At 38.3% G+C, this 23270-nt stretch carries 20 protein-coding genes and 1 other annotated feature (1 of these 21 cut by a window edge); of the genes, 4 read left to right on the top strand and 16 right to left on the bottom strand.

Annotated elements, in window-relative coordinates; all coding sequences use genetic code 11:
• Positions 1–101 precede the first annotated feature (101 nt).
• The gene (locus NST91_RS25395) at positions 102–962 is read left to right on the top strand and encodes a mechanosensitive ion channel family protein (protein WP_341333373.1); all 861 of its coding nucleotides are present in this window, start codon (positions 102–104) and stop codon (positions 960–962) included.
• Positions 963–1119: 157 nt separating this feature from the next.
• Here NST91_RS25395 and NST91_RS25400 read toward each other — a convergent pair whose 3' ends face one another.
• The 3 genes from NST91_RS25400 to NST91_RS25410 form a co-directional block, all read right to left on the bottom strand.
• On the bottom strand, positions 1120–2391 hold the full coding sequence (locus NST91_RS25400) for a cytosine deaminase (protein ID WP_341333374.1): 1272 nt from the start codon (positions 2389–2391) through the stop codon (positions 1120–1122).
• A complete protein-coding gene (codB, locus tag NST91_RS25405; RefSeq protein ID WP_341333375.1) occupies positions 2381–3640 on the bottom strand; it encodes a cytosine permease in 1260 nt (419 codons plus the stop codon). Before codB ends, NST91_RS25400 begins: the two co-directional genes overlap by 11 nt.
• A 324-nt stretch (positions 3641–3964) precedes the next feature.
• Positions 3965–4702 carry an SDR family NAD(P)-dependent oxidoreductase gene (locus NST91_RS25410; protein ID WP_341333376.1) on the bottom strand — a complete coding sequence of 246 codons (738 nt, stop codon included), beginning with the start codon at positions 4700–4702 and terminating at the stop codon, positions 3965–3967.
• 197 nt (positions 4703–4899) lie between these two features.
• Between NST91_RS25410 and NST91_RS25415 the strand changes: the two genes are divergently transcribed.
• Complete coding sequence (locus NST91_RS25415; protein WP_341333377.1) at positions 4900–5502, top strand: TetR/AcrR family transcriptional regulator; 603 nt, start codon at positions 4900–4902, stop codon at positions 5500–5502.
• A gap of 36 nt (positions 5503–5538) precedes the next feature.
• On the opposite strand, the gene NST91_RS25420 is transcribed toward NST91_RS25415, so the two are convergent.
• Complete coding sequence (locus NST91_RS25420) at positions 5539–6114, bottom strand: uracil-DNA glycosylase (RefSeq protein WP_341333602.1); 576 nt, start codon at positions 6112–6114, stop codon at positions 5539–5541.
• An 85-nt stretch (positions 6115–6199) separates the two neighbouring features.
• Positions 6200–6934, bottom strand: coding sequence for a sulfite exporter TauE/SafE family protein (locus NST91_RS25425; protein ID WP_341333378.1), 735 nt, complete (start codon positions 6932–6934; stop codon positions 6200–6202).
• A gap of 185 nt (positions 6935–7119) precedes the next feature.
• On the opposite strand from NST91_RS25425, the gene NST91_RS25430 reads away from it, so the two are divergent.
• A complete protein-coding gene (locus NST91_RS25430) occupies positions 7120–8028 on the top strand; it encodes a nuclease-related domain-containing protein (protein WP_341333379.1) in 909 nt (302 codons plus the stop codon).
• Between the two features lie 97 nt (positions 8029–8125).
• Here the strand turns inward: NST91_RS25430 and NST91_RS25435 are convergent, their stop codons facing one another.
• From NST91_RS25435 to NST91_RS25450, 4 genes are all read right to left on the bottom strand, one after another.
• On the bottom strand, positions 8126–8845 hold the full coding sequence (locus NST91_RS25435; RefSeq protein WP_341333380.1) for a hypothetical protein: 720 nt from the start codon (positions 8843–8845) through the stop codon (positions 8126–8128).
• Between the two features lie 125 nt (positions 8846–8970).
• Complete coding sequence (locus NST91_RS25440; protein WP_341333603.1) at positions 8971–10764, bottom strand: ABC transporter ATP-binding protein; 1794 nt, start codon at positions 10762–10764, stop codon at positions 8971–8973.
• Positions 10765–10793: 29 nt separating this feature from the next.
• Complete coding sequence (locus NST91_RS25445; protein ID WP_341333381.1) at positions 10794–12533, bottom strand: ABC transporter ATP-binding protein; 1740 nt, start codon at positions 12531–12533, stop codon at positions 10794–10796.
• Between the two features lie 12 nt (positions 12534–12545).
• On the bottom strand, positions 12546–13007 hold the full coding sequence (locus NST91_RS25450) for a PadR family transcriptional regulator (RefSeq protein WP_341333382.1): 462 nt from the start codon (positions 13005–13007) through the stop codon (positions 12546–12548).
• A 384-nt stretch (positions 13008–13391) separates the two neighbouring features.
• Between NST91_RS25450 and NST91_RS25455 the strand changes: the two genes are divergently transcribed.
• Positions 13392–14792: a purine-cytosine permease family protein gene (locus NST91_RS25455; RefSeq protein ID WP_341333383.1), complete on the top strand. Its 1401-nt coding sequence runs from the start codon at positions 13392–13394 to the stop codon at positions 14790–14792.
• A gap of 235 nt (positions 14793–15027) precedes the next feature.
• On the opposite strand, the gene hprK is transcribed toward NST91_RS25455, so the two are convergent.
• The 7 genes from hprK to proB form a co-directional block, all read right to left on the bottom strand.
• On the bottom strand, positions 15028–15966 hold the full coding sequence (gene hprK, locus NST91_RS25460) for an HPr(Ser) kinase/phosphatase (protein WP_341333384.1): 939 nt from the start codon (positions 15964–15966) through the stop codon (positions 15028–15030).
• 104 nt (positions 15967–16070) lie between these two features.
• On the bottom strand, positions 16071–16913 hold the full coding sequence (locus NST91_RS25465) for a sulfurtransferase (RefSeq protein WP_341333385.1): 843 nt from the start codon (positions 16911–16913) through the stop codon (positions 16071–16073).
• 19 nt (positions 16914–16932) lie between these two features.
• Positions 16933–18129: a class I SAM-dependent rRNA methyltransferase gene (locus NST91_RS25470; protein WP_341333386.1), complete on the bottom strand. Its 1197-nt coding sequence runs from the start codon at positions 18127–18129 to the stop codon at positions 16933–16935.
• A 111-nt stretch (positions 18130–18240) separates the two neighbouring features.
• Positions 18241–18843 carry a hypothetical protein gene (locus NST91_RS25475; protein ID WP_341333387.1) on the bottom strand — a complete coding sequence of 201 codons (603 nt, stop codon included), beginning with the start codon at positions 18841–18843 and terminating at the stop codon, positions 18241–18243.
• Positions 18844–19110: 267 nt separating this feature from the next.
• Positions 19111–20283 (bottom strand): Alp7A family actin-like protein, encoded by a 1173-nt coding sequence (locus NST91_RS25480; RefSeq protein WP_341333388.1) that lies wholly within the window; start codon positions 20281–20283, stop codon positions 19111–19113.
• Positions 20284–20651: 368 nt separating this feature from the next.
• Complete coding sequence (locus tag NST91_RS25485) at positions 20652–21896, bottom strand: glutamate-5-semialdehyde dehydrogenase (RefSeq protein ID WP_341333389.1); 1245 nt, start codon at positions 21894–21896, stop codon at positions 20652–20654.
• Positions 21889–23016, bottom strand: coding sequence for a glutamate 5-kinase (gene proB / locus NST91_RS25490; protein WP_341333390.1), 1128 nt, complete (start codon positions 23014–23016; stop codon positions 21889–21891). Before proB ends, NST91_RS25485 begins: the two co-directional genes overlap by 8 nt.
• Before the next feature lie 51 nt (positions 23017–23067).
• Positions 23068–23270, bottom strand: a binding site (T-box leader); it runs 18 nt beyond the window's last position.

Genomic DNA, 23270 nt, shown 5'->3' on the forward strand with positions numbered 1-23270 from the left:
CACAGGGGATTTTTTTCTTAGAAACATGTTTCCTTTTTTACGATTTGTGGTATTCTCTTACTAATCAAAAATGAATTGGAAACAAAGGAAGGATGATATGTTTGTTTGATTTACTTGATATCAATTGGGAGGCTCTGCTCCTACATACAGGAATTATCATTTTAAAACTAATCGGAATCTTTATCGCCTTTATTATTGTAAAAAAGATTGGAAACAAAGTGATTGACCGAACCTTTACGAAATTACAGGATAAACAAAACATTACTTTAGGGCGAGCTCATACGCTTCAAAGGCTAATGGAAAATATTTTATCATATGCCTTGATTTTTATGCTAATTGCGTCCATTTTTGGCATATTTAATATTCCTGTTGCAAGTCTGATTGCCGGTGCCGGAATTGTTGGACTGGCTGTTGGTTTTGGAGCACAAGGACTCGTAAGTGATGTTGTAACAGGCTTTTTCTTGTTATTAGAAAAACAAATTGATGTTAATAATTATGTCACCATTGGAGCTATTGATGGTGTAGTAGAGGCAGTAGGTTTACGAACCACTCAACTTCGCGGCTTTGATGGAACCTTACATTATATTCCGAATCGCGACATTACAAGTGTAAGTAACCATTCCCGCGGAAATATGCGTGCCCTTGTAGATATCGGGATTGCCTATGGAGAAGACATTGATAAAGCCATAACCGTAATGCAAGAAGTATGTGAACATGTTGCTGCAGAGAATCCAGTAATTGTTGAAGGACCAAATGTCATTGGGGTTCAAGCACTTGGAGCATCAGATGTTGTTCTACGTGTTATAGCCAAAACAGAAAATGGGGAACATTGGGGTGTTGAGCGTCAACTTCGAAAAGCGATTAAAGAGGCCTTTGACAAAAATGGAATTGAAATACCATTCCCTCATCAAGTCACCATTCATAAGAATGATGAAAGTCCACAAAGAATGGGACAAGCATAAGACGAGCGCTGTCATAAGGTGCTTTGACATCCAAAGCGATTGGGCTTAGACCAGAGAGCCGATAGCACCTGGAGCTAAACGTGAAAACCAGGTAAACAGTTTATACTCTCCTATCTTATAAAAAAAGGGCATCCTATTGTGGATGCCCGTTCTCTATTCATCGATTAAAATCAACTGCTTCTGTTTGGTCTAATGAAATCATTGTTTCACTTGGCTTTGTTTCTGCGATGATTTTTCCATTTCTAAATGAATAGCGGACTTTTGCTTGTTTACGGATTGTTTCATATTCATTTTCTGCTGACATGACAACGAAGTTCGCCGGCTTTCCTTCTTCAATTCCGTAGCGTTCTTCGATGTGTAGTGTCTTAGCGCTGTTTGTCGTAATCAAATCAATGGAATTCACAATTTGCTCATAACCCATCAATTGTGAAGCGTGGATTCCCATATGAAGTACCTGTAGCATATTACCCGTTCCTAGTGGATACCACGGGTCAAAAATATCATCATGTCCAAAGCTTACGTTTAGTCCCGCTTCTAATAGTTCTTTAACACGCGTTAGTCCTCTGCGTTTTGGGTACGTATCAAAGCGACCTTGTAGGTGAATATTCACCAGTGGATTTGATACAAAATTAATATTTGAAAGCTTTAGTAAACGGAAAAGCTTGTACGTATACGCATCATTGTATGAACCCATCGCTGTAGTGTGGCTTGCTGTTGTACGAGTACCAAGTCCGCGCTCATAGGCTTCCTTTGCCACAACCTCAACAAATCTTGATTGCTCATCATCAATTTCGTCACAATGGATATCAACTAACCGATCATATTTTTCTGCTAAATCAAAGGCAATCTTCATTGACTCGACACCATATTCACGAGTGAATTCAAAATGAGGAATACCTCCAACGACATCAGCACCCATTTTGACTGCTTCTTCAAGCAATTCTACTCCATTCGGATAGGATAATATTCCTTCCTGAGGAAAGGCAACAAGCTGAATATCTACATAATCTTTCATTTCCTCTTTCACTTCAAGCATTGCCTTTAGTGCTGTTAAGTTAGGGTCAGTAACATCGACATGGGTACGAACGTGCCCAATTCCTTGAGCAATTTGCCATTTTAGTGCTGTTTTGGAACGTGTTTTTACATCCTCAAGGGTTAAGGATTCTTTACGCTGTGACCAGCGCTGGATCCCCTCAAATAGTGTTCCGCTTTGATTCCACTCAGGTTCACCAGCCGTCAAAGTCGTATCCAAATGAATATGTGGCTCAATAAAAGGTGGCAATACTAGGGAGCCATCTACATCGATTACTTCCTCATTTGCCTCTGTTTCAACTAGTTGTTCTTGCGTAATTTTTTCAAACTGACCTTCTTTAATAACAAGATGCCAGAGACCTTCTTTTCCTCGTAAAGTTGCATTTTTAATAATCAACTGAAATCACCTTTGCTTCTTTAAGTTTTTTTGCTTCTGCTACTTTCATGAATACGAAGTAAATTACCGCTGTTCCTAGTAGTGCATTTAGTGGTGTAATCCCAGGTGCTACTTGCGCAATAGCTACACCTACACCCCACGCCGCAATTGAAACCCAGTTTACTGATTTAAAAGTCATTTCTTCAAAAGCTTTATATTCTCTGCGCTTTACAAAGAAGTAGTCTGTAATGATGATGGCACCGATAGAAGGGATCGCAGCACCAAGAAGTGTTAGGAATCCTACAAAGTTGTTGTACATCCACATTGCTAGTATGGTTCCAACTAGTCCATTTACCACTACAAATACCTTTTTAGGAATCTTCGTGATGTTTGCAAATCCTAAGCCTGAAGCATACAGTGCATTGTCATTTGTTGTCCAAATATTTAACCCGAGTACAATAATAGCTGGAATCATTAATCCCTGTAGAAACATTACTTCTGAAATATCTGCTAAGCCATAAGACATCGATCCGATTGCTCCGAAAAGGAACATTAATGAGTTTCCTAAGAAAAAGGCGATCACTGTTGCAACTACTGCTGAACGTGATGTTTTTGCAAAACGCGCAAAGTCTGGTGTTAACGTTCCTGCACTGATGAATGATCCGACGCAAATCGTAAGGGCTGCTGAAAGTGTGATGGATACGTTTGGTTTGTAATCCATCAGAGCTTCTATTCCACCTAAGGACTCAGTTGCCTCAACTGCTGAGTAGCTACCAAGAATCGCAATTGCTGGCACCGCTACGAATCCTAAAACAACCAGTGCTTTCATTCCAAAAATTGAAGTTGCTGTCATTGCAAGTCCAAAGATGAATATTAAGGCGTACACATTCCAGTCCATTGCATTTGCAACTGGAACTGCAAACATCGCTACACCTACTCCGAACCAACCAACTTGTGTAAATCCTAGTAAAAAGGATGGAAGATAGGATCCTTTATCACCAAATGCATACTTTGCCAAAAGGTGTGTTGATAATCCTGTCTTCGATGCTATATAAGCTAAGGTTCCTGTAAAAATTCCTAAAGCTAGATTCCCTGCTAACACGATTATGATAAACTCTGAAAATGTTAAGCCCATCCCAATTTCTCCACCAGCTAGCATACTTGCTGAGAAAAACGTAAGGCCTAGCATTACGGATAATGTCTTCCAAAAACCGTTTCGACTAGATTGTGGAACTGCTTGCCATGAGAACTCTGAATCCACTTTTTTCATAAATGATTCCTCCTGTATGATCATTTCTGATACCAGAAGCAAGCAGAAAAAAAAGAGGCTAATTACCAGGTATCCTGACAATTAGCCCTTTCATCTATTAAAAGGAACAGGGAAAGTTTATACACGTATCCCCACGTCTTTTAATAAAATCCGCCGTCCTTGTCAGCCTCTCTGGACTGAATTAAAGGTACCAGTTATTAAATTAATGTTATTATTGCACAAAAATCTCCAAATCGTCAACAACTATATTTAAAATGTTTGACTAGAATACTATTTCCCCGAAAATAAAAAAGCCCAGCACCAGTAAGGTGATGGGCAATATGATTATTGAGCTGTATAGCCGCCGTCAACAATTAAGCTGTTTCCTGTCATGAATGTAGAATCATCACTAGCAAGGAATAATACAGCTTTAGCCATTTCTTTAGCTTGTCCTAGGCGCTTCATTGGAGTCATAGAACGTAATACTTCTTTGCTTTCTTCAGGAATAATTGGAGTGTCAATGAAACCTGGGCAAAGAGCATTTACACGAATATTTTGCTCTGCATATTCAAGTGCTAATGAACGAGTTAAGTTCACTACGCCACCTTTTGCTGCATTATAGGCTGCTGAACCTGGTGATCCCACCCAACCATACATTGATGCAGTGTTTACGATTACTCCACCATCAGCTTTTAAGAATTCACGGATCGCTTCACGTGCCACTAAGAAAACACCATCTAAGTCAACATTAACCGTATTTCTCCACTCAGAATAGTCTAATTCATGTGATGGTTGAACTCGACCAATACCAGCATTATTGAAAACAATATCGACTTTACCGAATGCTTCAATTGTTTGTTTATAGATATATGCTACTTCTTCTTCACTCGTAATGTTTGCTTTTACAAATAAAGCCTCTGCATTTAGCGCTTTCAATTCTTCCTCAAAAGCTTTTCCCTTTTCTTCATTTAAATCAACAAGAACAACCTTTGCTCCTTCTTCAACAAATAAACGAGCTGTTGCTGCTCCAATTCCTGAAGCTCCCCCAGTTATAATAGCAACTTTATCTTGTAGTTTTCCCATTATATAATCCCCCTTATTGTATAATATGGATAGCATTAACCTATAGTAGAGTAATATTTACTCCAATAGGCTTTGTCACCATTTGGTCACAATTCTATTTTACTACCTTGACTAGACTTAACAATCATCAAAGAAATTCAAAGTGTCTAAATAATAGACATTTCCAATAAAATTGTCTATTTTACGGAGGTTTTTTTATGAATGATGAATTGGATCTCACATCTAAACGACGAAATCGAACCCAAGAACACTTAAAGCATGCCCTTATTGACCTTATTAAAGAAAAGGGTTACCATTCCGTTTCTGTAAAAGACATTGTAGATAAGGCTACCTATAATCGCAGTACCTTTTATATTCACTACCATGACAAAATTGATTTAGCTGAAGACTTGCTAGATTCCATGATGGTAGGATTATGGAATTCGGTTGGAAAACACCATCCTCCAGGACAAAAAGTGTATACATCTAAGATAGGCAAGCCTTCTTTTAATATCGTGTCTTATATTTATGAGCATCGACACTTTTTTGAACTCATTAAATATGACGACACATTACCAGGGTTACATACAAGTTTCCCTCAAACCATCTTAAAAATTTATCAAGAAAAATTTATATTTGAAACAATCAACAATATTCCAGTCAATATGGACTATTTTAAACGCTATACAGCGTATGGCTTTTACGGGCTTATCCAAAATTGGATTACAAGCGGATTTAAAGAGTCCCAAGAGGAATTTATTGAGGAAGTCATTGAATTAACAAAAACGCATATCTATTCGTTTAAGTATATAAGTCATTAAAAAGGACAGGTTCAGCATAGTGGACCCGTCCCTTTTTTATATATGCTTCCGAAGTTCCGATTCTACTAACTTCATATCCTCCAATAGTTGTGGATACAAGTTTGGCCTTCTTCTGGCCGCGAGTGGATGATACGCAACAGTCGTTTGATATCCATTCATTTGATAGAAATTGCCCCTAAGCCCTTTGACTTCAAGCTCTGGATTCTGAAAAAAAGATTGCACTGCTACATTGCCTAGACAAACAATAAGTTTAGGTTTTTGTTCCTCCAGTTGCGTATACAAATGGTTTATACAAATCTCGCGTGTCTTTTCCTTATCATAGGCGCGTTTCGGTTGTCGTTTTAAAATGTAAGTAACATATATTTGCTCTTTATCTAATCCCGCTTCATATACTGCCTTTTGCAAGGTTTGCCTCGTTCCACAAACCATTGGATTACCTTCACAATCTTCACGAGCACCTGGATTATCCAAAATAATCATGATCGGTGCTTTCGGATTGCCCTCACCCCAAATCATTCGCGCTCCTTGTTGATACAACCCACAATCTTCACAATTCTTCACATCTTCGGGTACAGGATCCTCATTCCACATCACCGGACAGAACGAATTCATTTTACTCACACTCCTTATGATTATGATAACCAGAACTAGAAAAAACCAAAAAAATCTGGACTATTTAGTGAGTCCAGATTTTTATTTAAAGAACATTCTCGGTTACAATTTGAAAAATAAGAAGTACTGTTACAATTCTTAAAATTGGCTTTACATATTGAGGCTTTAACTTTTGCGCAATACGCACCCCGATTTGAGCCCCTGTAAAAGAACCTAGTAACAAAGCAATGGCAACCGGCCAAATGATCTTACCAGTAGCAATATAGGTCATCGCAGCTCCAAAACAACTTGAAAATGTAGCAAGGCGGACCAATCCAACGGCACGAATGTATGCAATATTTAAATGATTATATAGATAAAGCATTAAAGTGCCTTGACCAGGCCCAAATAGTCCATCATAAATGCCAATACTATATAGCCCGGGTGCACTAATTTTATTGAACTTCAATGGCTCATTTCCGGTAAAATCTCCTTTTCCCACAAAAGAAACAATGAAAGCGAATAGTAGCAGGACAATTGCTACAATATACATGTTTTCTGATGAAATCCGTGAAGCGATGAGGCCCCCACTTATCCCGCCAGAAAGGCTAACCGGTATAATCCAAACCGATTCTTTTAAAGAGAGCTCCTTTTTACGTAACAAATAGAAGAAACTCGAGAACGAACTAATTGTATTGGAAACCTTATTCGCTCCAATTGCCGAATGAACAGGTACACCTAAAAGTAACATCGACGGCAAACTGATTAATCCCCCACCACCAGCAAGCGTCCCCAAAGTCGTCGCACAAACCCCAATAAAAAACAGGATAATATACTCCATTTATTACCACCCCTTGTACCTTAAGTATAGTAGCAAAAGAGTGATTAAGAAATTTAATCTTTATTATAGAAATGGATAAGTATTTCCTATGGAGTACTGGACACAAAAAGTTAAAGGAATTTTCACATTTAACAGGTTGAATTTCTATTAAAATAGGAATGAATAAATAGAAAGGAAGTGGACGTTTGTTACTTAAAGTGCGAACTGAATCAGAGGAATTGTTAGCTCTTCGTTCGTTAGATATTCGAATGGAGTTAACTGCAAAGGAGAAATTTCTCTACCAAAACCTTGAAAGAGGCTATGAAGGAGAGGTGAAATTTGATTCCATGCTACATGATCTTCGTGAAGAAAGATATATAATCAATGACCTTTTATTAGAAGTAAACAACTCCTTTTTCCAAATTGATACATTGCTTATTTCAAGGGGCATAATTAATGTTTTAGATATAAAAAACTTTCAAGGGGATTGTTACCTTAAATCTGACAATCTTTTTTCTGTTACAACTGGCCGTGAATATAAAAACCCCATAACTCAAATAAACAGAAGCGCCTCTTTATTCCGCCAATTACTCCAAAATCTCAATCAACATTACCTAGTGGATGCCTCCATTATTTTTATCAATCCCGAGTTTACATTATACCAAGCACCTCTTGAACAGCCATTTATTTTACCAACTCAAGTAAATCGATTTTTGAGAGATTTAAATAAGGGATCTTCTCCGTTAACTGACGGAGATAGAAAAATTGCTCAAAAACTATTAGAATTGCATCAGCCGAAGAACCCCTTCACCAAGTTGCCATCCTATACTTATGAAAAAGTTAAAAAAGGGATCTTTTGTAAGAACTGTAAGTCCTTTCAGATTACAATAAATCACCATAACCTAGTTTGTGATAACTGTGGAGGAGTGGAAAAAATAGACCAAGCTATTTTGCGAAATGTGAAAGAATTCAATTTGCTTTTTCCTAATCAAAAAATTACAACTCAAGCCATTTATGAATGGTGCAAACTTGACCTATGCAAACGCACATATTCGAGAGTCCTAAAAGCAAACTTTAATACTATTGGTAACACAAAAAATACATACTACGAATAAAAGTTAGTACTGTAAAATATAAAACCTCATCTAACTATTTCGATGGGGTTTTTTGTTGTTGGTGTATTTTATTTTGGGTGGTCCTCCATGTGGCTCTTTAATTTTTTTGCAATGAGGGCTTGTATTCTGACTCTATTAATTTCGTTTTCGCGTTCTTTGTCCGAATCACACCTTCTTTCCGACTCATTCCTGCATCCTTGTCTATCTTTCTGTCTGAATCAAGCTCGCTTTCTGACTCTACTAATCTCGTTTTCGCATTCTTTGTCCAAATCACACCTTCTTTCCGACTCATTTCTTCACCTTTGTCTATCCTTCTGTCCGAATCAAGCTCGCTTTCTGACTCTACTAATCTCGTTTTTGCATTCTTTGTCTCAATCACACCTTCTTTCCGACTCATCCCTGCATCCTTATCTATCCTTCTGTCCGAATCAAGCTCGCTTTCTGACTCTACTAATCTCGTTTTTGCATTCTTTGTCCAAATCACACCTTCTGTCCGACTCATCCCTGCATCCTGGTTTATCCTTCTGTCCGAATCAAGCTCGCTTTCTGACTCTACTAATCTCGTTTTTGCATTCTTTGTCCAAATCATACCTTCTTTCCGACTCATTCCTGCATCCTTATCTATCCTTCTGTCTGAATCAAGCTCGCTTTCTGACTCTACTAATCTCGTTTTTGCATTCTTTGTCTCAATCACACCTTCTTTCCGACTCATCCCTGCATCCTTGTCTATCCTTCTGTCCGAATCAACACCGCTTTCTGACTCTGTTTCCCCCTTTTCCTCATTCCTTGTCCGAATGAAGCATTGATTCCGTCTCACTCTGGTTTCACTACCCTCCACTTGTCCTACAACAAGTACCTTTCTCTAATTTAAAACACAGAAAACAGCCTAGCTTCACCTGCTAGGCTGTTTTCGAATTTGCACCCTACCTTATAACCAGTATCTCATATCTCCTGTAGGTTAAATTGACTGTCATACATGTCAAAGTAGAAGCCTTTTTTCTTTAAAAGCTCTTGATGTGTGCCTGATTCAATAATTTCTCCTTGATGAATAACGAGGATGCGATCGGCGTTTTCAATGGTCTTCAAACGGTGAGCAATCATAAAACTTGTCCGCCCTTCTGTTAATTTATTGATGCCCTTTTGTATTTCAATTTCAGTATTGGTATCAATACTAGAAGTTGCCTCATCAAGAATAAGAATATCTGAATCTGCTAAAATCGCCCTTGCAATCGCTAATAATTGACGCTGCCCCTGGCTTAAATTTTCACCACCAGATGTAATTTGAGTAAGGTAAGCTTCAGGTAAATGTTGAATAAATTGATGTGCTGATGCCATTTTTGCTGCATTTATTACTTCTTCCTCTGTTGCTTCCAAACACCCGTATCTGATATTCTCCATGATCGTACCCGAAAATAAGAAAGTATCTTGAAGGACGACACCGATTTTTTTTCGTAAACTGCTTATTTGATAGTCCTGTATATTTCGACCATCTACTTTTAGCTCACCCGCTGTTACGTCATAAAACCGCGATAATAGATTAATAATGGTCGTCTTACCTGAACCAGTCGGGCCAACAAGCGCGACTTTCTCACCCGCTTTGACAGAAAAATGAACATTCTTTAAGATTGGCTGACCATCCTCATAACCAAAAGTCACATGAGAAAATTCAACATCACCCTTCAAGGAATCAACCACAATCGCATTCTCTTTATCTACAATATCCGGAGTCTCATCCATAATTTCAAAGACACGTTCCGCACCAGCTATAGCTGATTGGAACATATTGATTAGATTTGAAAGCTGATTGATTGGTCTAAAAAATTGACGAGAATAGAGAACGAATGCACCGATAATCCCAACAGTCGCTAGATTATGCACTGCAAGTACGGCGCCTATCGCAATCACAAGACCGAGTCCTAGATTATTAATAAAATTATTAACTGGACCTAGAAATCCCGAAACAGTGTCAGCGGCCATAGCAGATCTGCGCAACCGCTCATTGATACCCGAAAATTGCTCGTTTATCTTTTCTTCTTTTCCAAAGAGCCTAATGACCTCACTTCCAGAGATGGATTCTTCAATTACACCATTTAACTCACCCAGATCGCGTTGTCTTTTTATAAAATAGCTACTGCTATATGTAATGATTTTTTTCGTTGTTAAAATCATCAGCGGGATGACTAAAAGGGTAACAATAGCGAGCACCCAATTAAGTGAAAACATTGCAATCGCTACTCCCGAAATCATTAAAATTGATGACAAGATTTGAATAACGCTTTGGCTTAATGCGTTATTTAAGGTATCAATATCATTTGTTACCCTACTCATTAAGTCTCCGTGTGTACGTTTATCAAAGAATTTTAAGGATAGAGTGTGGAGCTTATTAAATAAATCTTGACGTAAATTTCGAATGGTTTCCAAGGATACCCGAACCATCATGAAGGTTTGAAGCCATGTAAACAAAGCGGTTGCCACATATATAGCGGTAAGTATTCCTAAAAACTTTATTGTCCCAGTTATGTCTTTTGGAATGATATATTCATCAATAATGATACCGATCAAATATGGTCCAGCGAGCCCTAGCAAAGTAGATAGGATAACAAAGATAATTGAAAAAACTAATGCCATCTTTTGCTTCTCCATCTGCTTCCAGATACGGTGAATCGTCCCCTTCCAATCCTTTGCCTTTTCTACGGGTCCCCCAAATCCTCTTGGCCCACGCGCTCGGGCTAACATATTAGCATTCGGTTGTGATGTGGCTTTACTCATCCGAACTCAACCTCCCTCCCAGTTTGTGTAGCAACGATTTTTCGATACACTTCACTCTTTCTGAGTAACTCATCATGTCTGCCGCTAGCCTCAATTTCGCCATCGTTCATCACAAGAATTTGATCTGCATCGATAATGGATGAAATCTTTGATGAAATGATGAACACGGTTGAATCAGCATAATCTTCTCGTAATGCCTGTTGAACTAAGCCTTCCGATAAAGCATCAATTGCAGAGGTTGAATCATCAAGCACTAAAATACTCGGCTTGCGGATAAAAGCTCGCGCCATCGATAAACGCTGCTTTTGACCACCTGATAGATTCGTTGCACCTTGCAACAATGAGTGTGAAAACTTATCTTCTAATCTCATAATAAATTCACTTGCTGCAGCAGATTCCGTAGCTTGATCCAACTCACGTTCTGATGCTAATTCTTTTCCGAAACGCAAATTCTCCTCAATCGTTCCTGAAAACAAGGTAGCCTTTTGAGGAACAAAACCGATACTATTTCGTAAGTTTTCAAGTGGTATATCTTTTACATTAACCCCATCGATAAGAATTTCACCAGAATCAGGGTTATATAGACGCGGAATAAGCTTCACTAATGTCGACTTTCCGCTTCCTGTTGAACCAATAATGCCGATTGTTTGCCCCGCCTTAGCTTTAAAAGAAATATCCTGGAGCACATTATTTCCGTTTTTACTATAACTAAAATTTACCTTCCGAAATTCCACTTCGCCTTTTAAATCATATATAGTGCGAGGCTGAACCGGCTCTGTAATATCAATTTTTGTTTCAAGCGTATGAACAATCCTCTCAGCAGAAGGAAAAGAACGTGCAATTTGCATCAAGACATGACTGCTACTAATTAACCCGTTCATCATGATATTTAAATAGTTTAGAAAGGCTAAAATAACCCCCACCTGAAGTGTACCTTCGTTTACCTTGATGACTCCTAACCAAAGCCCAGCTATTATTCCAAGATTAACAACAAACATCATAATGGGCATTAGGGTTAAAACAAACTGTTCTGCGGTCATCAGACGATTCGTTAACAAATTATTAACCTTTTTAAAGTGGGCCTTTTCGTAATTTTGGCGATCAAACGCCTTGATGACCCGAATCCCAGCTAACGTTTCTTGCAACTTTGTATTCACCTTATCCATTGCCTTCTGTACTTGAGAAAAAAGTTTCCCTGATTTTACAGAAAAGAAATAAATAAAAGCAATTAGAACCGGGATGGCGACTAATAAAATGGGAAACAGTTCCCTCGCAGTAAACCAAACAATCACGACCGAACCAATAAATAAGAGTGGGCCTCGTACAAAAATACGTAATATCATAATAACAGCCTGCTGCACTGTCGTAATATCGTTTGTCGTAATCGTAATCAATTTTCCAGTCCCAAACGAATCAATATTCTGATTCGAAAATCGGCCTGTTTTTTTAAACACATCATGGCGAATATCAGTTGCAAAATTTACAGCAGCCTTGGCTGAAAAAACAATACAGCCGATTCCACCTATCAATCCAATGATTGCACATAGCAGCATAACGAGTCCAAATTTAATGACATATTCATTATCCTGATTGGCAATTCCTGTATCAATCATCTTCTGCATGATTGTTGGTTGTAAAAGATCCATCACCACCTCAATACACATAAAAAGAGGTGCTAAAATGGCAAATAACAGATATGGCTTTATATACTTAACTAGTTTTTTCATGGCTTTCATGAAAGTTTCCCCTTACTTCCCACTATTCTTTTTTAATTGTTCAGTCATTTCTTCAATGAACGAAATTAATTCAAGTACCCCTCGGGAATTCCCACGTGTTTGTTTTACAGCATGTCGAAATTCCTTTTCCCAGCGCTCCATCGCTGTCCTTAGTTGAATAAACTCCCCCGAGTTCTTCCAGGCCATTCTCTCTTTCCACTCAACCCAAAAATCACCCTCGACATGCTTTGCTTCATCTAGCCGTTTTTGACCATTTTTATGAATTGAATAAACCTTTTTTTGTGTATCAGCATCTCGTTCAATCAGGCCCTGGTCCTCCAACTCCTGAAGGGCTGGATATACAGTCCCAGCACTTGCAGAGTAAGCACCATTTGATCGCTCTTCTAATTCCTTCATAATCTGATAGCCATGCATTGGTTCTTCCTTTAACAAATGCAAAATAGCTATTTGAACAAACCCTCTTTTTCTCCTCATTGCATGCTGCCTCCTTAATTATATCGATAATTATAATCGATATATCGGAGTGTTACAATCGTAACCCTTTAAATGATCAAAATACCGAAAACCCGAACTTTTAATGCCACATTCTTTTATACTATCCATCCAATGATATAATACGCACATTTCCAAGCATTTCAGATATATTATTCGGTATTTGTGGATAATCCTAAGAAAAACCCGGATTATGTAACCTAGACATGCTGTAAATAGGTTTTATCACGGAATATGCTGGTTTATCGCGTTTGATGCAACGTTATCTTTAGTGATATAGTTATTCTAGTTAAGCGAACTGTGCACTTATATTTATTTCACAAGAAATGTTTTTGTGAAATTATTCACAAAAAGGGAGTTGATAAAATGGGATCTAATATCCAACCGGAGCAAAATCGCAACGAAGCGTTGAGTGATGACTATTCCTTGGATAGAGTACCTCTTAACAAAAGAAACATGAGTTGGTTAAGTATAACGAATATTACATTCGGAATTGCAACGGCTATTTTTTATTTTCAAATGGGAAGTGTAATGGCACTTCAATTTGGCGCAATTAACGCCATCATTTCCGCGATATATGCGATTATCGTTGCCGGTATTCTTGGAACTTTCATTGCGTACCTATCTGCAAAGTCAGGTATGAACGTAAATTTATTATCAAGGGGTGGCGGGTTCGGCTATATTGGCGCTTCATTAACCTCCATAATTTATGCCACAAATTTCATCATGTATTGTGCACTTGAAGGTTTAATCTTAGTTTCCGCAGTCCACGAATTCTTACCTATTATTCCAGAATGGGCTTTAATTCTTTTCTTCGGTACCATTGTCATTCCACTAAACTGGTTTGGAATTAAGCAGTTGGATAAATTACAAAAATGGTCATTGCCATTGTTCGGTGTATTTTTAGTTGGAGCAATCGTAGTGGCAGCAATCAAGCCATCTGTTTATGATGGAACTTTCTGGTCCTATATGCCAGAAAATGTTCAGGTTGGAGGAACCGCTCTCTTGCTTTGTATTGGAATGCAACACGGAATTATGGGATTAACTCCACTACTCGCATCCGATTATGCTCGATTCCTTAAACCTAAGGACACGAAAATTGGAGTATTTGCAATTGGGTTTGTCCCGCAGATCTTCTGTTTTGGTGTAATGGGAGGCTTAGGTATTTGGTTTGGTGTTCGTCTAGGTGAACCAAATCCTGGTGTGTATATCGTAATGCTTCTAGGAATGTGGGGAGCGTTGTTTACGATGATTACCCAAGTGAGAATCAATGTCACAAATATATATAGTGGTTCACTTTCTCTTTCAAATTTCTTCGAAAACATTTTTAACTTTAAACCTGGAAGACGCTTTTGGGTAGTTGTAACAGGAGTATCTGCCATCTTCTTAATGCTCACCGATATTGTCAATCATCTTGGCACTGTCTTGACCTTCCAAGGAGTCTTCTTATTATCTTGGGCAGCTATTTTAGTTACTGATGCTGTCTTTGTTAAGAAATTATTAAAAATTGGCCCTGGATATTACGAGGCAAGACAAGAGAACTTATATAAATGGAATCCCGTCGGTGTTGCTGCTTTATTAATTTCAAGTGCCCTCGGTACTGTAGCAGCACTTGGATTTATGGGAACCTTCTTACAAAGTACGGCCGCATTTTTTGCAGCAATCCTTGCATCGATCCTAACAATAATCTTAGCCATTGCTACAAAAGGAAAATATTATATAAAAAAAGAAGCAACAGATATCAAAAAAGAAGAGTACGTCGCTTAACCTATTAACCCTCTACTTACTTAGAAGATGTAGAGGGGCTTTTTTTACCTTAGAAGAGTAACTGGGCATGGGCGATGCCCTCACTTGGCACCGGCAGTAAATTCCTGGGTACCTAACCGTAATAATATATCTAATCAGGGGCATCGCCAAGACCTCATCCATCTTGGCAAGGCACATTAGAAATTGAAAACCAAGTTCAACTCAAATTGGGGTTCTCAAGCTTTGAACCTCCCCTTTATTTATCGCCATTAGAGGTCGTCAACTCATTATCAATCCTACTCATGAATTCCTCTGCCGCATTGTAACCTTGTTGTTTTAAATACCAGTTGTTTGCGGCTGCTTCAATTAGCCCTGCGACATCTCGCCCAGGCTGAAGCTGAATCTCAATTGAAGGAATCTTAACACCCATAAATTCCATCGTGTTGATTTCTTGTTCTAGATCATTATACAAAGCATCTTTTTCCCACTTCGTCAAATGAATATCAAGGGAGATGCGGGTTTCATCTTGAAATGCTTTTCTTCCATACATCCGAACTACATTTAAAAGCCCGATACTACGAAGGGCTAAGAACTCCTTTGTTTTTTCATCATGTGTACCTAGAATCGTTTGTGGACTTAGCTTTTTTAAGACGACGATATCATCTGCTACGAGCCGATGTCCCCTGCGAATCAAGGTATGCGCAGTCTCACTTTTTCCTACACCAGAATTCCCCCGGATCAGAATACCAATCCCCGACACATTCATACAAACACCGTGTACAGCAATTTCTTCCGCTAATTCCTTAATTAAATAGGCGTCCAATCTTACAATATAATCAGAAGTAATCTCAGGCTGATTTGTAACCAGCAATGGAATGCCTTGTTCCACACAATGCTGTTTTAAATAGGTTAGCCCCTCTTCCCCACATGTTACGATAAAACAAGGAGGATGGTATTTAACAATATTTCCAATCCGAATTCTACGTTCCTCTTTTGTAAGTTTATGTAAATACGTGACTTCCTTTTCTCCTAAAATTTGAACTCGCTCTGTTGGAAAAAAGTCAAAGTGACCAACGAACTCAAGACCCGGTCGATGTACCCGGGATTGCGTAATTGTATTCTGTAATTGGTCTTCACCAGCCAATACCTTCAATGAAAACCTACGGACCAAGTCTGCCACGGTTATCCTTTTCACTGTACCCTCACCGTCCAAATAATGTTTAAGTGTATTATACTTTATTGAGGGGGTAAACGTCATCAGTATGTTAATGAAAAAGAGCCTCCCTTTCAGAAAGGCACTTATCTCTCATTCCCTTTTGCAACCGGATTGTCTTCATAAGAAACCCAATCACTATAACTACCTGCATATAGTCTGACATTCTTAAATCCTGCCATTTTCAAAGCAATATAATTAGGAGTAGCTGTTACACCAGACCCACAATAAACAATGATTGGTTCGTCTTTTTTAAGGTCTGCAAATCTCTTTTTCTGTTCTTCACTATCTTTAAAGGTCCCTTGTTCCATCCCTTCTATCCAACATCTATTTATTGCGCGGGGAATATGTCCTGCAATACGATCGATAGGCTCAAATTCCCCTTTATAGCGGCTTTCATCTCTCGAATCTATTAAAATGGGAGAATCCATTTTCTGATCAACGATTTCCTTAACCTCTTCATAAGAGGCTAACATGTCTTCACGTATATTTATGTTAAATGAAGCTGATTCTAGTTCTGGTATTTCATTTGTTGTAGGATAACCTGCTTCAGTCCAACCTTTAAAGCCTTCGTTTAATACATAAACCTTCTCATGTCCAAGATAGGTCAGTAACCACCAAAAACGAGATGCAAACTGACCTTCACCCCCATCATAAGCAACTACTGTTTTTGAATGATCGATTCCAGCTTTTTCAACCCCACGTTTAAACTGCTCTATATCCGGCAGTGGATGCCTTCCCCCATGCTCCGATACAGGAGCTGATAGCTGCTTTTCTAAATCAAAATAAAAAGCACCAGGTAAATGACTTTCCTGATAGAGCTTTTCTCCTTGGGTTGGATTTCCTAAAGCAAACCGGCAATCCACAATCTTTATATCCTTGTTATGTAGTTGTTCAACAAGCCATTCCTTATTTACTACGAAATCCATCTCATTCGCCTCCATCTTCCTAGCCATTTAGCTTTTTGATAAATACTACTTTTAGATAGTTACCTTCCTTAAATTGCGAAATTGTTTGAAAGTCTGAAGGTAATGTGAATTCCTCTTTAATTTTGTATTTGCAATTACTTTCCTTAAACGCCGCATCAATAAAGCTCTTAAATTTTTTCATATCAAAGGATGCACTATTTGTTGAAGCAACAATTATTCCATTATTTTCTGTAATTACAATTGCTTCCTTCAATAGATTTTTATAGTCCTTTTCAGCACTAAATGTCATTTTCTTCGACCTTGCAAAACTAGGCGGATCAAGAATTACCACGTCAAATTTTAAGTTCTTTTTACCTGCGTACTTAAAATAATGAAAAACGTCTTCAACAATAATGTCATGGGCCTCATAATCAATTCCGTTTACACTAAACTGCTCAATCGTTTTTGGCAGACTACGATTCGCTAAATCCACACTCGTTGTCTTTGCAGCTCCACCCATTGCTGCAAACACAGAAAAGGCCCCTGTATATGAAAAGGTATTTAATACAGTCTTCCCATTTGCATACTTATCGCGAATTGTTCTTCTTACATCCCGCTGATCGAGAAACACCCCGACCATGGCTTCTTCATTAAAATAAACGGCAAAATTAACCCCATTTTCTTTAACAATAATCGGAAATTGGCCACGTTCACCTTCAACAAACCCATCTTCTTCAATAAACTTCCCGTCTTCACGAAATCGTTTTTTCTGATAAATTGCTTTATACTGGACTAGATTTTTAAGTGAGGTTAACACATGATTGAAATATGTATAGATGCCTTTACTGTACCAATTAATTAAATAATACCCATCAAAATAATCAATGGTGAAGCCCCCAATTCCGTCTCCTTCTCCATTAAATACACGGAAGGCATTCGTTTCCTTGTCATTAAAAAATGACTTTCTTTTGTCTAAGGCAGCTTTCATCTTTCTTTCAAAAAAGGACTGATCAATCTTTTCATCCATGTTCCTCGTTAGGATCCAGCCATATCCTTTATTTTGCTTGCCATAATAGCCCCTCCCAATAAATGAATGTCTTTCGTCAACAAGGTTAATTTGGGCTCCCTCTTCTAAATGGCTTGTATTATTCATCACTTGCTTTGTAATAAGCGGATAACCCCCTTTGTACTTATTAGCGAGTTTTGAATTTACTTGTATATTCAATTCCGTTTCCATGATCTCCATCCTCATCCTATGGTTTTCTTTCTACTATCATACATTTCTCTTCTTTCATTTAAAAGGGACAGTACCACGTCACCATAATGTAACAAGTACTGTCCCTTCATTTTACTTATTCATCGCAGAAAGAAAATCCCCCAAAAGACTGTCTAAATCAGCGTTCTCTGCATCATTATCTTCTTCTTTTGGTTCATCTTGCTTGGCAGCTTCCCAGTTAAAATTATCTAAGTCATCCTCAAGGTTGGTCGCATCCTTAGCTACAGCGACTTCGTCAACCGAATGTACATGACCTTCCTCGGTGATTGGCTTAGCCTTATGTTGCTCCACAGACAATTCCTCTTGAAGATATAAGGCTTCATCTAAATCTACTGATTTGCTGTTTAACGAAGCTAGTAGTGCAGTCGCACGAACTGGGTCAGATAAAAGGTGGTAAATAATACTTCCTAGTAATGCTTCAGAATGCTCATGCTTAAGCCAATTTCGCTGTGATTTACTTAATTTATGAGGGAGTGGAACGGTGATGACTTCCCGCTCCCTTGAATAAGTCTGGCCGACTCCCTGCATGACAAACTCAGCTATTTTACTAGAAAAATTCCTTCGCTCTGTTTCCTTCAGTTTTTGTAGATGCTTTAATAAATGATCAGGTGTATCAGATGGTACTCGAAACGAAATCGCTTGGCCCCTCTTTACCTCAGGTGAGGTTGTTTTCATAGGATCACCTTATCTTATTTTTTTGAAGATGTTCAAAAAAGTCGGATAAAAATGACACTTCGAATTTCTGCGCACTGCACCAAGTACATCGTGAATCACTTGGTTATGCGCTTGCGTCTACTAGCTTATTCTCGAAGTCAATTCCTCAGCGCAAGGCTGCATGGAGGCTAACTCAAGCAGTTGCCTCGCTCCGGTACTCAAAGCTGCACCGCCTTGAACTTCTTGGTCCTTTTTGTCCTCATTTTTGAACCCTTATTTTTTAAATTCTTATTTCTTCACTGGCTCTTGTGGTACCTTTTGCTTCTCATTTTTTCTTATAAAGTCAGTAATAAGCTTATAATAGGCATTTGCCATCATCCAAATGCTCTCTTTTTCATCTTCAAAGAATTCAATATTATAACCATCAAGGTTGTTATTTAATGTTTTAATATAATCTTTAAGCACATTTGATCCACCACCGACGAAATAGCAGATTTCCGTTTGAGAGTTTTTCAGCCAAACATTGCGTAGTAATCGATATTGCTTTTTCGCCAATTCAAGCAAGATTCGATCTGTAATATCATGAACGCTTGTCCGACTTCCTTTTACCATAATATGATTTCGGTTATTTTTTCTCGTAATTATATCTACTACATCTCGGCGGCTATCTAACTCTATTCCGTGCTTAGAGCGAATTTCTTCTCTAATGGCTTCCAATGATTCGGATACCCCGAGATTAAAGCCTTGGGCCTTATCATCATCAACAGTTCGGTTACGAATCACCGCAATATCCGTGGAAAGACCACCAATATCTTGAATTAAAATCTGCTTATCAATTAGATCCTTATTGATTACTTTCAAATTATTATCCATTACAAGATTAATATAAGCCGCAAAACCTTCTGGATAGATTTTCACTTCATTGAATTTAATGTTGACCTTTAATCCCTGATATCTCGGTGTTACAAGAAATTCGACTTGATGAACTGATCCTGTTAACTTTGATCGATATCCAGCATCTTTTCCTTCTTTTACTTCTCGAAGTGGCAATCCTGTTCCTAATGTGTAATTTGCATCAATTACATTTTTTGACCTTGGAAAGGAAGTTGTGTTTCCCTCACGTACTGCATCCAATGCCAATGTAGCAAAAAGCATAATCAATGTCTGATCCTCTTCTGATTTGCTGCTCCCCGGGTCTAATTCTGATGCACTGTTACTCTTGGTTGCCAAGTGCCCTACACGATAAATGACATTATTCTCTTTTAGGGCAGGGGAGTGAACCTTAATATGAATTCCTTCCAACGGATCCTTACTATTTAATTCTTCTATACCAATTACCGGACGGTCCTCGGTGTCTCTTGCAATAATATTAGGAATATTTAATTCATACTCTAGTTCTCCGAAGATTGCCTTAATAGAATCATTTCCAACATCAACTGCTGCAATTCTGGACATAGTCATTCAAACATCATCCCTTTTCAATTTAGTTAGATTTGTTGCTATGTAGGTCTGTTGAACTTATTCACTTAATAAAAGAGTATAAGAGAATACTAGATTCCACAATGACTCTCAGCAAAAAGAAACAAAACTGTAAACCTGTAAACACTCTGTAAACATGTCGGTTTTTGTATACATTTCTGTAAACAACGAACACAAACTCGTACACACGTTGTAATTTCGGGATGTATACAGATTTGTAAACATGTAAACGGGTTTGTATACACCTTGTTTACTTTTTGTGTACGTGTAAACATTTTTGTAAACAACAAAAAATAATAAAGGATGTTCCCAAGTTTGTTGGAAACATCCCTTATATTTCGTATTCAATTTTACTTGATTTGCCCATTTCCTCGAATTGTATATTTTGTGGAGGTTAAGGCCTGTAGCCCCATCGGTCCACGTGCATGTAGTTTTTGAGTACTAATTCCAATTTCTGCACCAAATCCAAATTCAAATCCATCTGTGAATCTGGTTGATGCATTATGGTAAACAGCCGCTGCATCCACTTCTGTAAAAAATTTCTCTACATTTTCAACGGTTGAAGAGATAATGGCTTCGGAATGCTTTGTTCCATATTGATTAATATGGGTAATGGCCTCTTCTACGCCCTCAACCACTTTCAAGGCTATTTCTAGCCCTAAAAATTCAGTACCCCAGTCTTCCAAGCTTGCAGGAATGATTTCCTTCCCTGCTTTTTGGACCTTTTCATCTCCATGTATTTGAACATCTTTTTCCTGTAAGGCTGTTATTAACTCTTGTAAATGTTCTGATGCCCAATCCTTTTGGACAAGAACATTCTCAATTGCATTACATACCGATGGACGCTGTGTTTTCGCATTAATCGCAATCTCAATCGCCATGTTTGGATCAGCTGTTTCATCAATATATACATGACAATTTCCTGCTCCTGTTTCTAATACAGGAACTGTCGAATTTTGTACAACTGTCTGAATTAATTTCGCACCACCACGCGGAATCAACACATCTAGATACTCATTTAGCTTGAACATTTCTGATGCTGTTTCTCGGCTTGTATCCTCTACTAGTTGAACACCATCAACTGGTAGATTACTTAACTCAAGTGCATGTTGAATAACCTTCACAAGGGCTTTATTTGAATGGATTGCTGTAGAGCTACCACGAAGGAGTACTGCATTTCCCGTTTTTAAACATAAACTTGATGCATCAACGGTTACATTTGGTCTTGCCTCATATATCATTCCGATTACCCCTAGAGGAACTCGAACTTGTGCAATTTTAAGTCCGTTTGGACGCTCCCATTCTTCTATTAATTGTCCAATTGGGTCCTCTAGTTTCGTTAATTGAACAAGGGCATCTGCCATATCTTGAATCCGCTGTTCATTTAACTTTAAGCGATCAAGTAAAGAATCACTCATTCCATTTTCTTTTCCTGCTTGTAAATCCTTGTTGTTTTCTTCCAAAATAAACGTTTGTTCTTTGATAAGTTGCTCAGAAATTGTCGAAAGAGCCTTGTTCTTTTGTTCTGTGGTTGCCTTTGCTAAAAGTGATGCTGCTATTTTTGCCTTTTTCCCTTTTTGAATTAACTCACTCATACGTAACTCTCCTCTCTTTTTGACTTACCCAATTATCTCTATGAATGACAACACGTTGATCACTGTTTACCTTAACCATTGCCTTAGTGCTTGATAACCCTTTAATCTCTACTAATTGGTCAGAAGAAAAGTTTACCTTTCCTTTTCCGATTGTATCTCCCTTAAGATTTACAACCTCAACAACATCATTGATGCTAAAATTACCGATAATATTAGTGACACCTGCAGGTAGAAGGCTTTTTCCATGCCTTAATATGGCCGCTGCAGCACCCTGATCGACTTCAATTTTCCCGCTTGGAATTGAGTGTAAGGCTAGCCACTGCTTTGACGTATTCATACTAGGTCTTGAGGAGTCTCCAATATACGTTCCATCCCCTTTTCCTGCAAGAATATCGACAAATTTTTCATCTCCAGAACCAGATCCAATAAACACTTTTACTCCTAAACTGACAGCTGTCTTTGCTGCCTCAATTTTTGACTTCATTCCTCCAGTGCCTACCTTTGACCCCGAACCAGAAGCTCCCCTTACTAATTCGTCATTAATCTCATTGAGGAAATTGTACCTCTTTGCATTTGGATGTGTTTGTGGATTTTGATCATAGATTCCATTGACATCTGTTATGATAATCAAAAAGTTAGCATGTACAAGGCCGCTTACTAATGCCGATAACATGTCATTATCTCCAAAGTTTAATTCTTCTAATGATACGGAATCATTCTCATTAATAATCGGTACAACATTTCGTTTTAGAAGTTCTGATAGAGTAGCATTAGCATTGTTGTATTGATCCTTGTATAAAAAATTTTGCCTTGTTAACAGTAATTGAGCGGCAACAATGCCATGCTTTTTAAATTCTTCCGTATATCCTCTTAGAAGAAGTCCTTGGCCCACCGCTGCAGCTGCTTGCTTGCCAGCGACAGTTTTAGGGCGGGAAGAATAGCCAAGGTCCATAAATCCAGCTGCAACAGCCCCAGATGAAATGAGAATGACTTCATGCCCAAGTTCCTTTAAACGAGCTATCGCATCCACATGTTCTTTAAGCTTATCGTTACTAAGTCCGCCATTTTGATTGGTTAAAGAACTGCTCCCTATTTTGACAACAATTCGCTTCTTCTTCATTTCATTCACCACCCATTAAATTCTATAAAAAAAGGCCCTTCCATCCCTATAAAAAAGGACGAAAAGACCATGTCTTTCGTGGTACCACCTTTATTGATACTAAGAAACGCTCTAGTATCCACTCAAAACCTTTAACGCAGGCAACGGTTAGGTTTTCCTAACAGTTCAAAGGACAGGTTCAATAGCATTGCAGGTTATAAAATCTTTCAGCCCATGGATTTTACTCTCTTTTACCTGAGGACTACTTACTAGTT

This window comes from Ferdinandcohnia sp. FSL W7-1320 (assembly GCF_038050315.1).
In the GTDB taxonomy this organism is placed as follows: domain Bacteria; phylum Bacillota; class Bacilli; order Bacillales; family Bacillaceae_L; genus Ferdinandcohnia; species Ferdinandcohnia aciditolerans.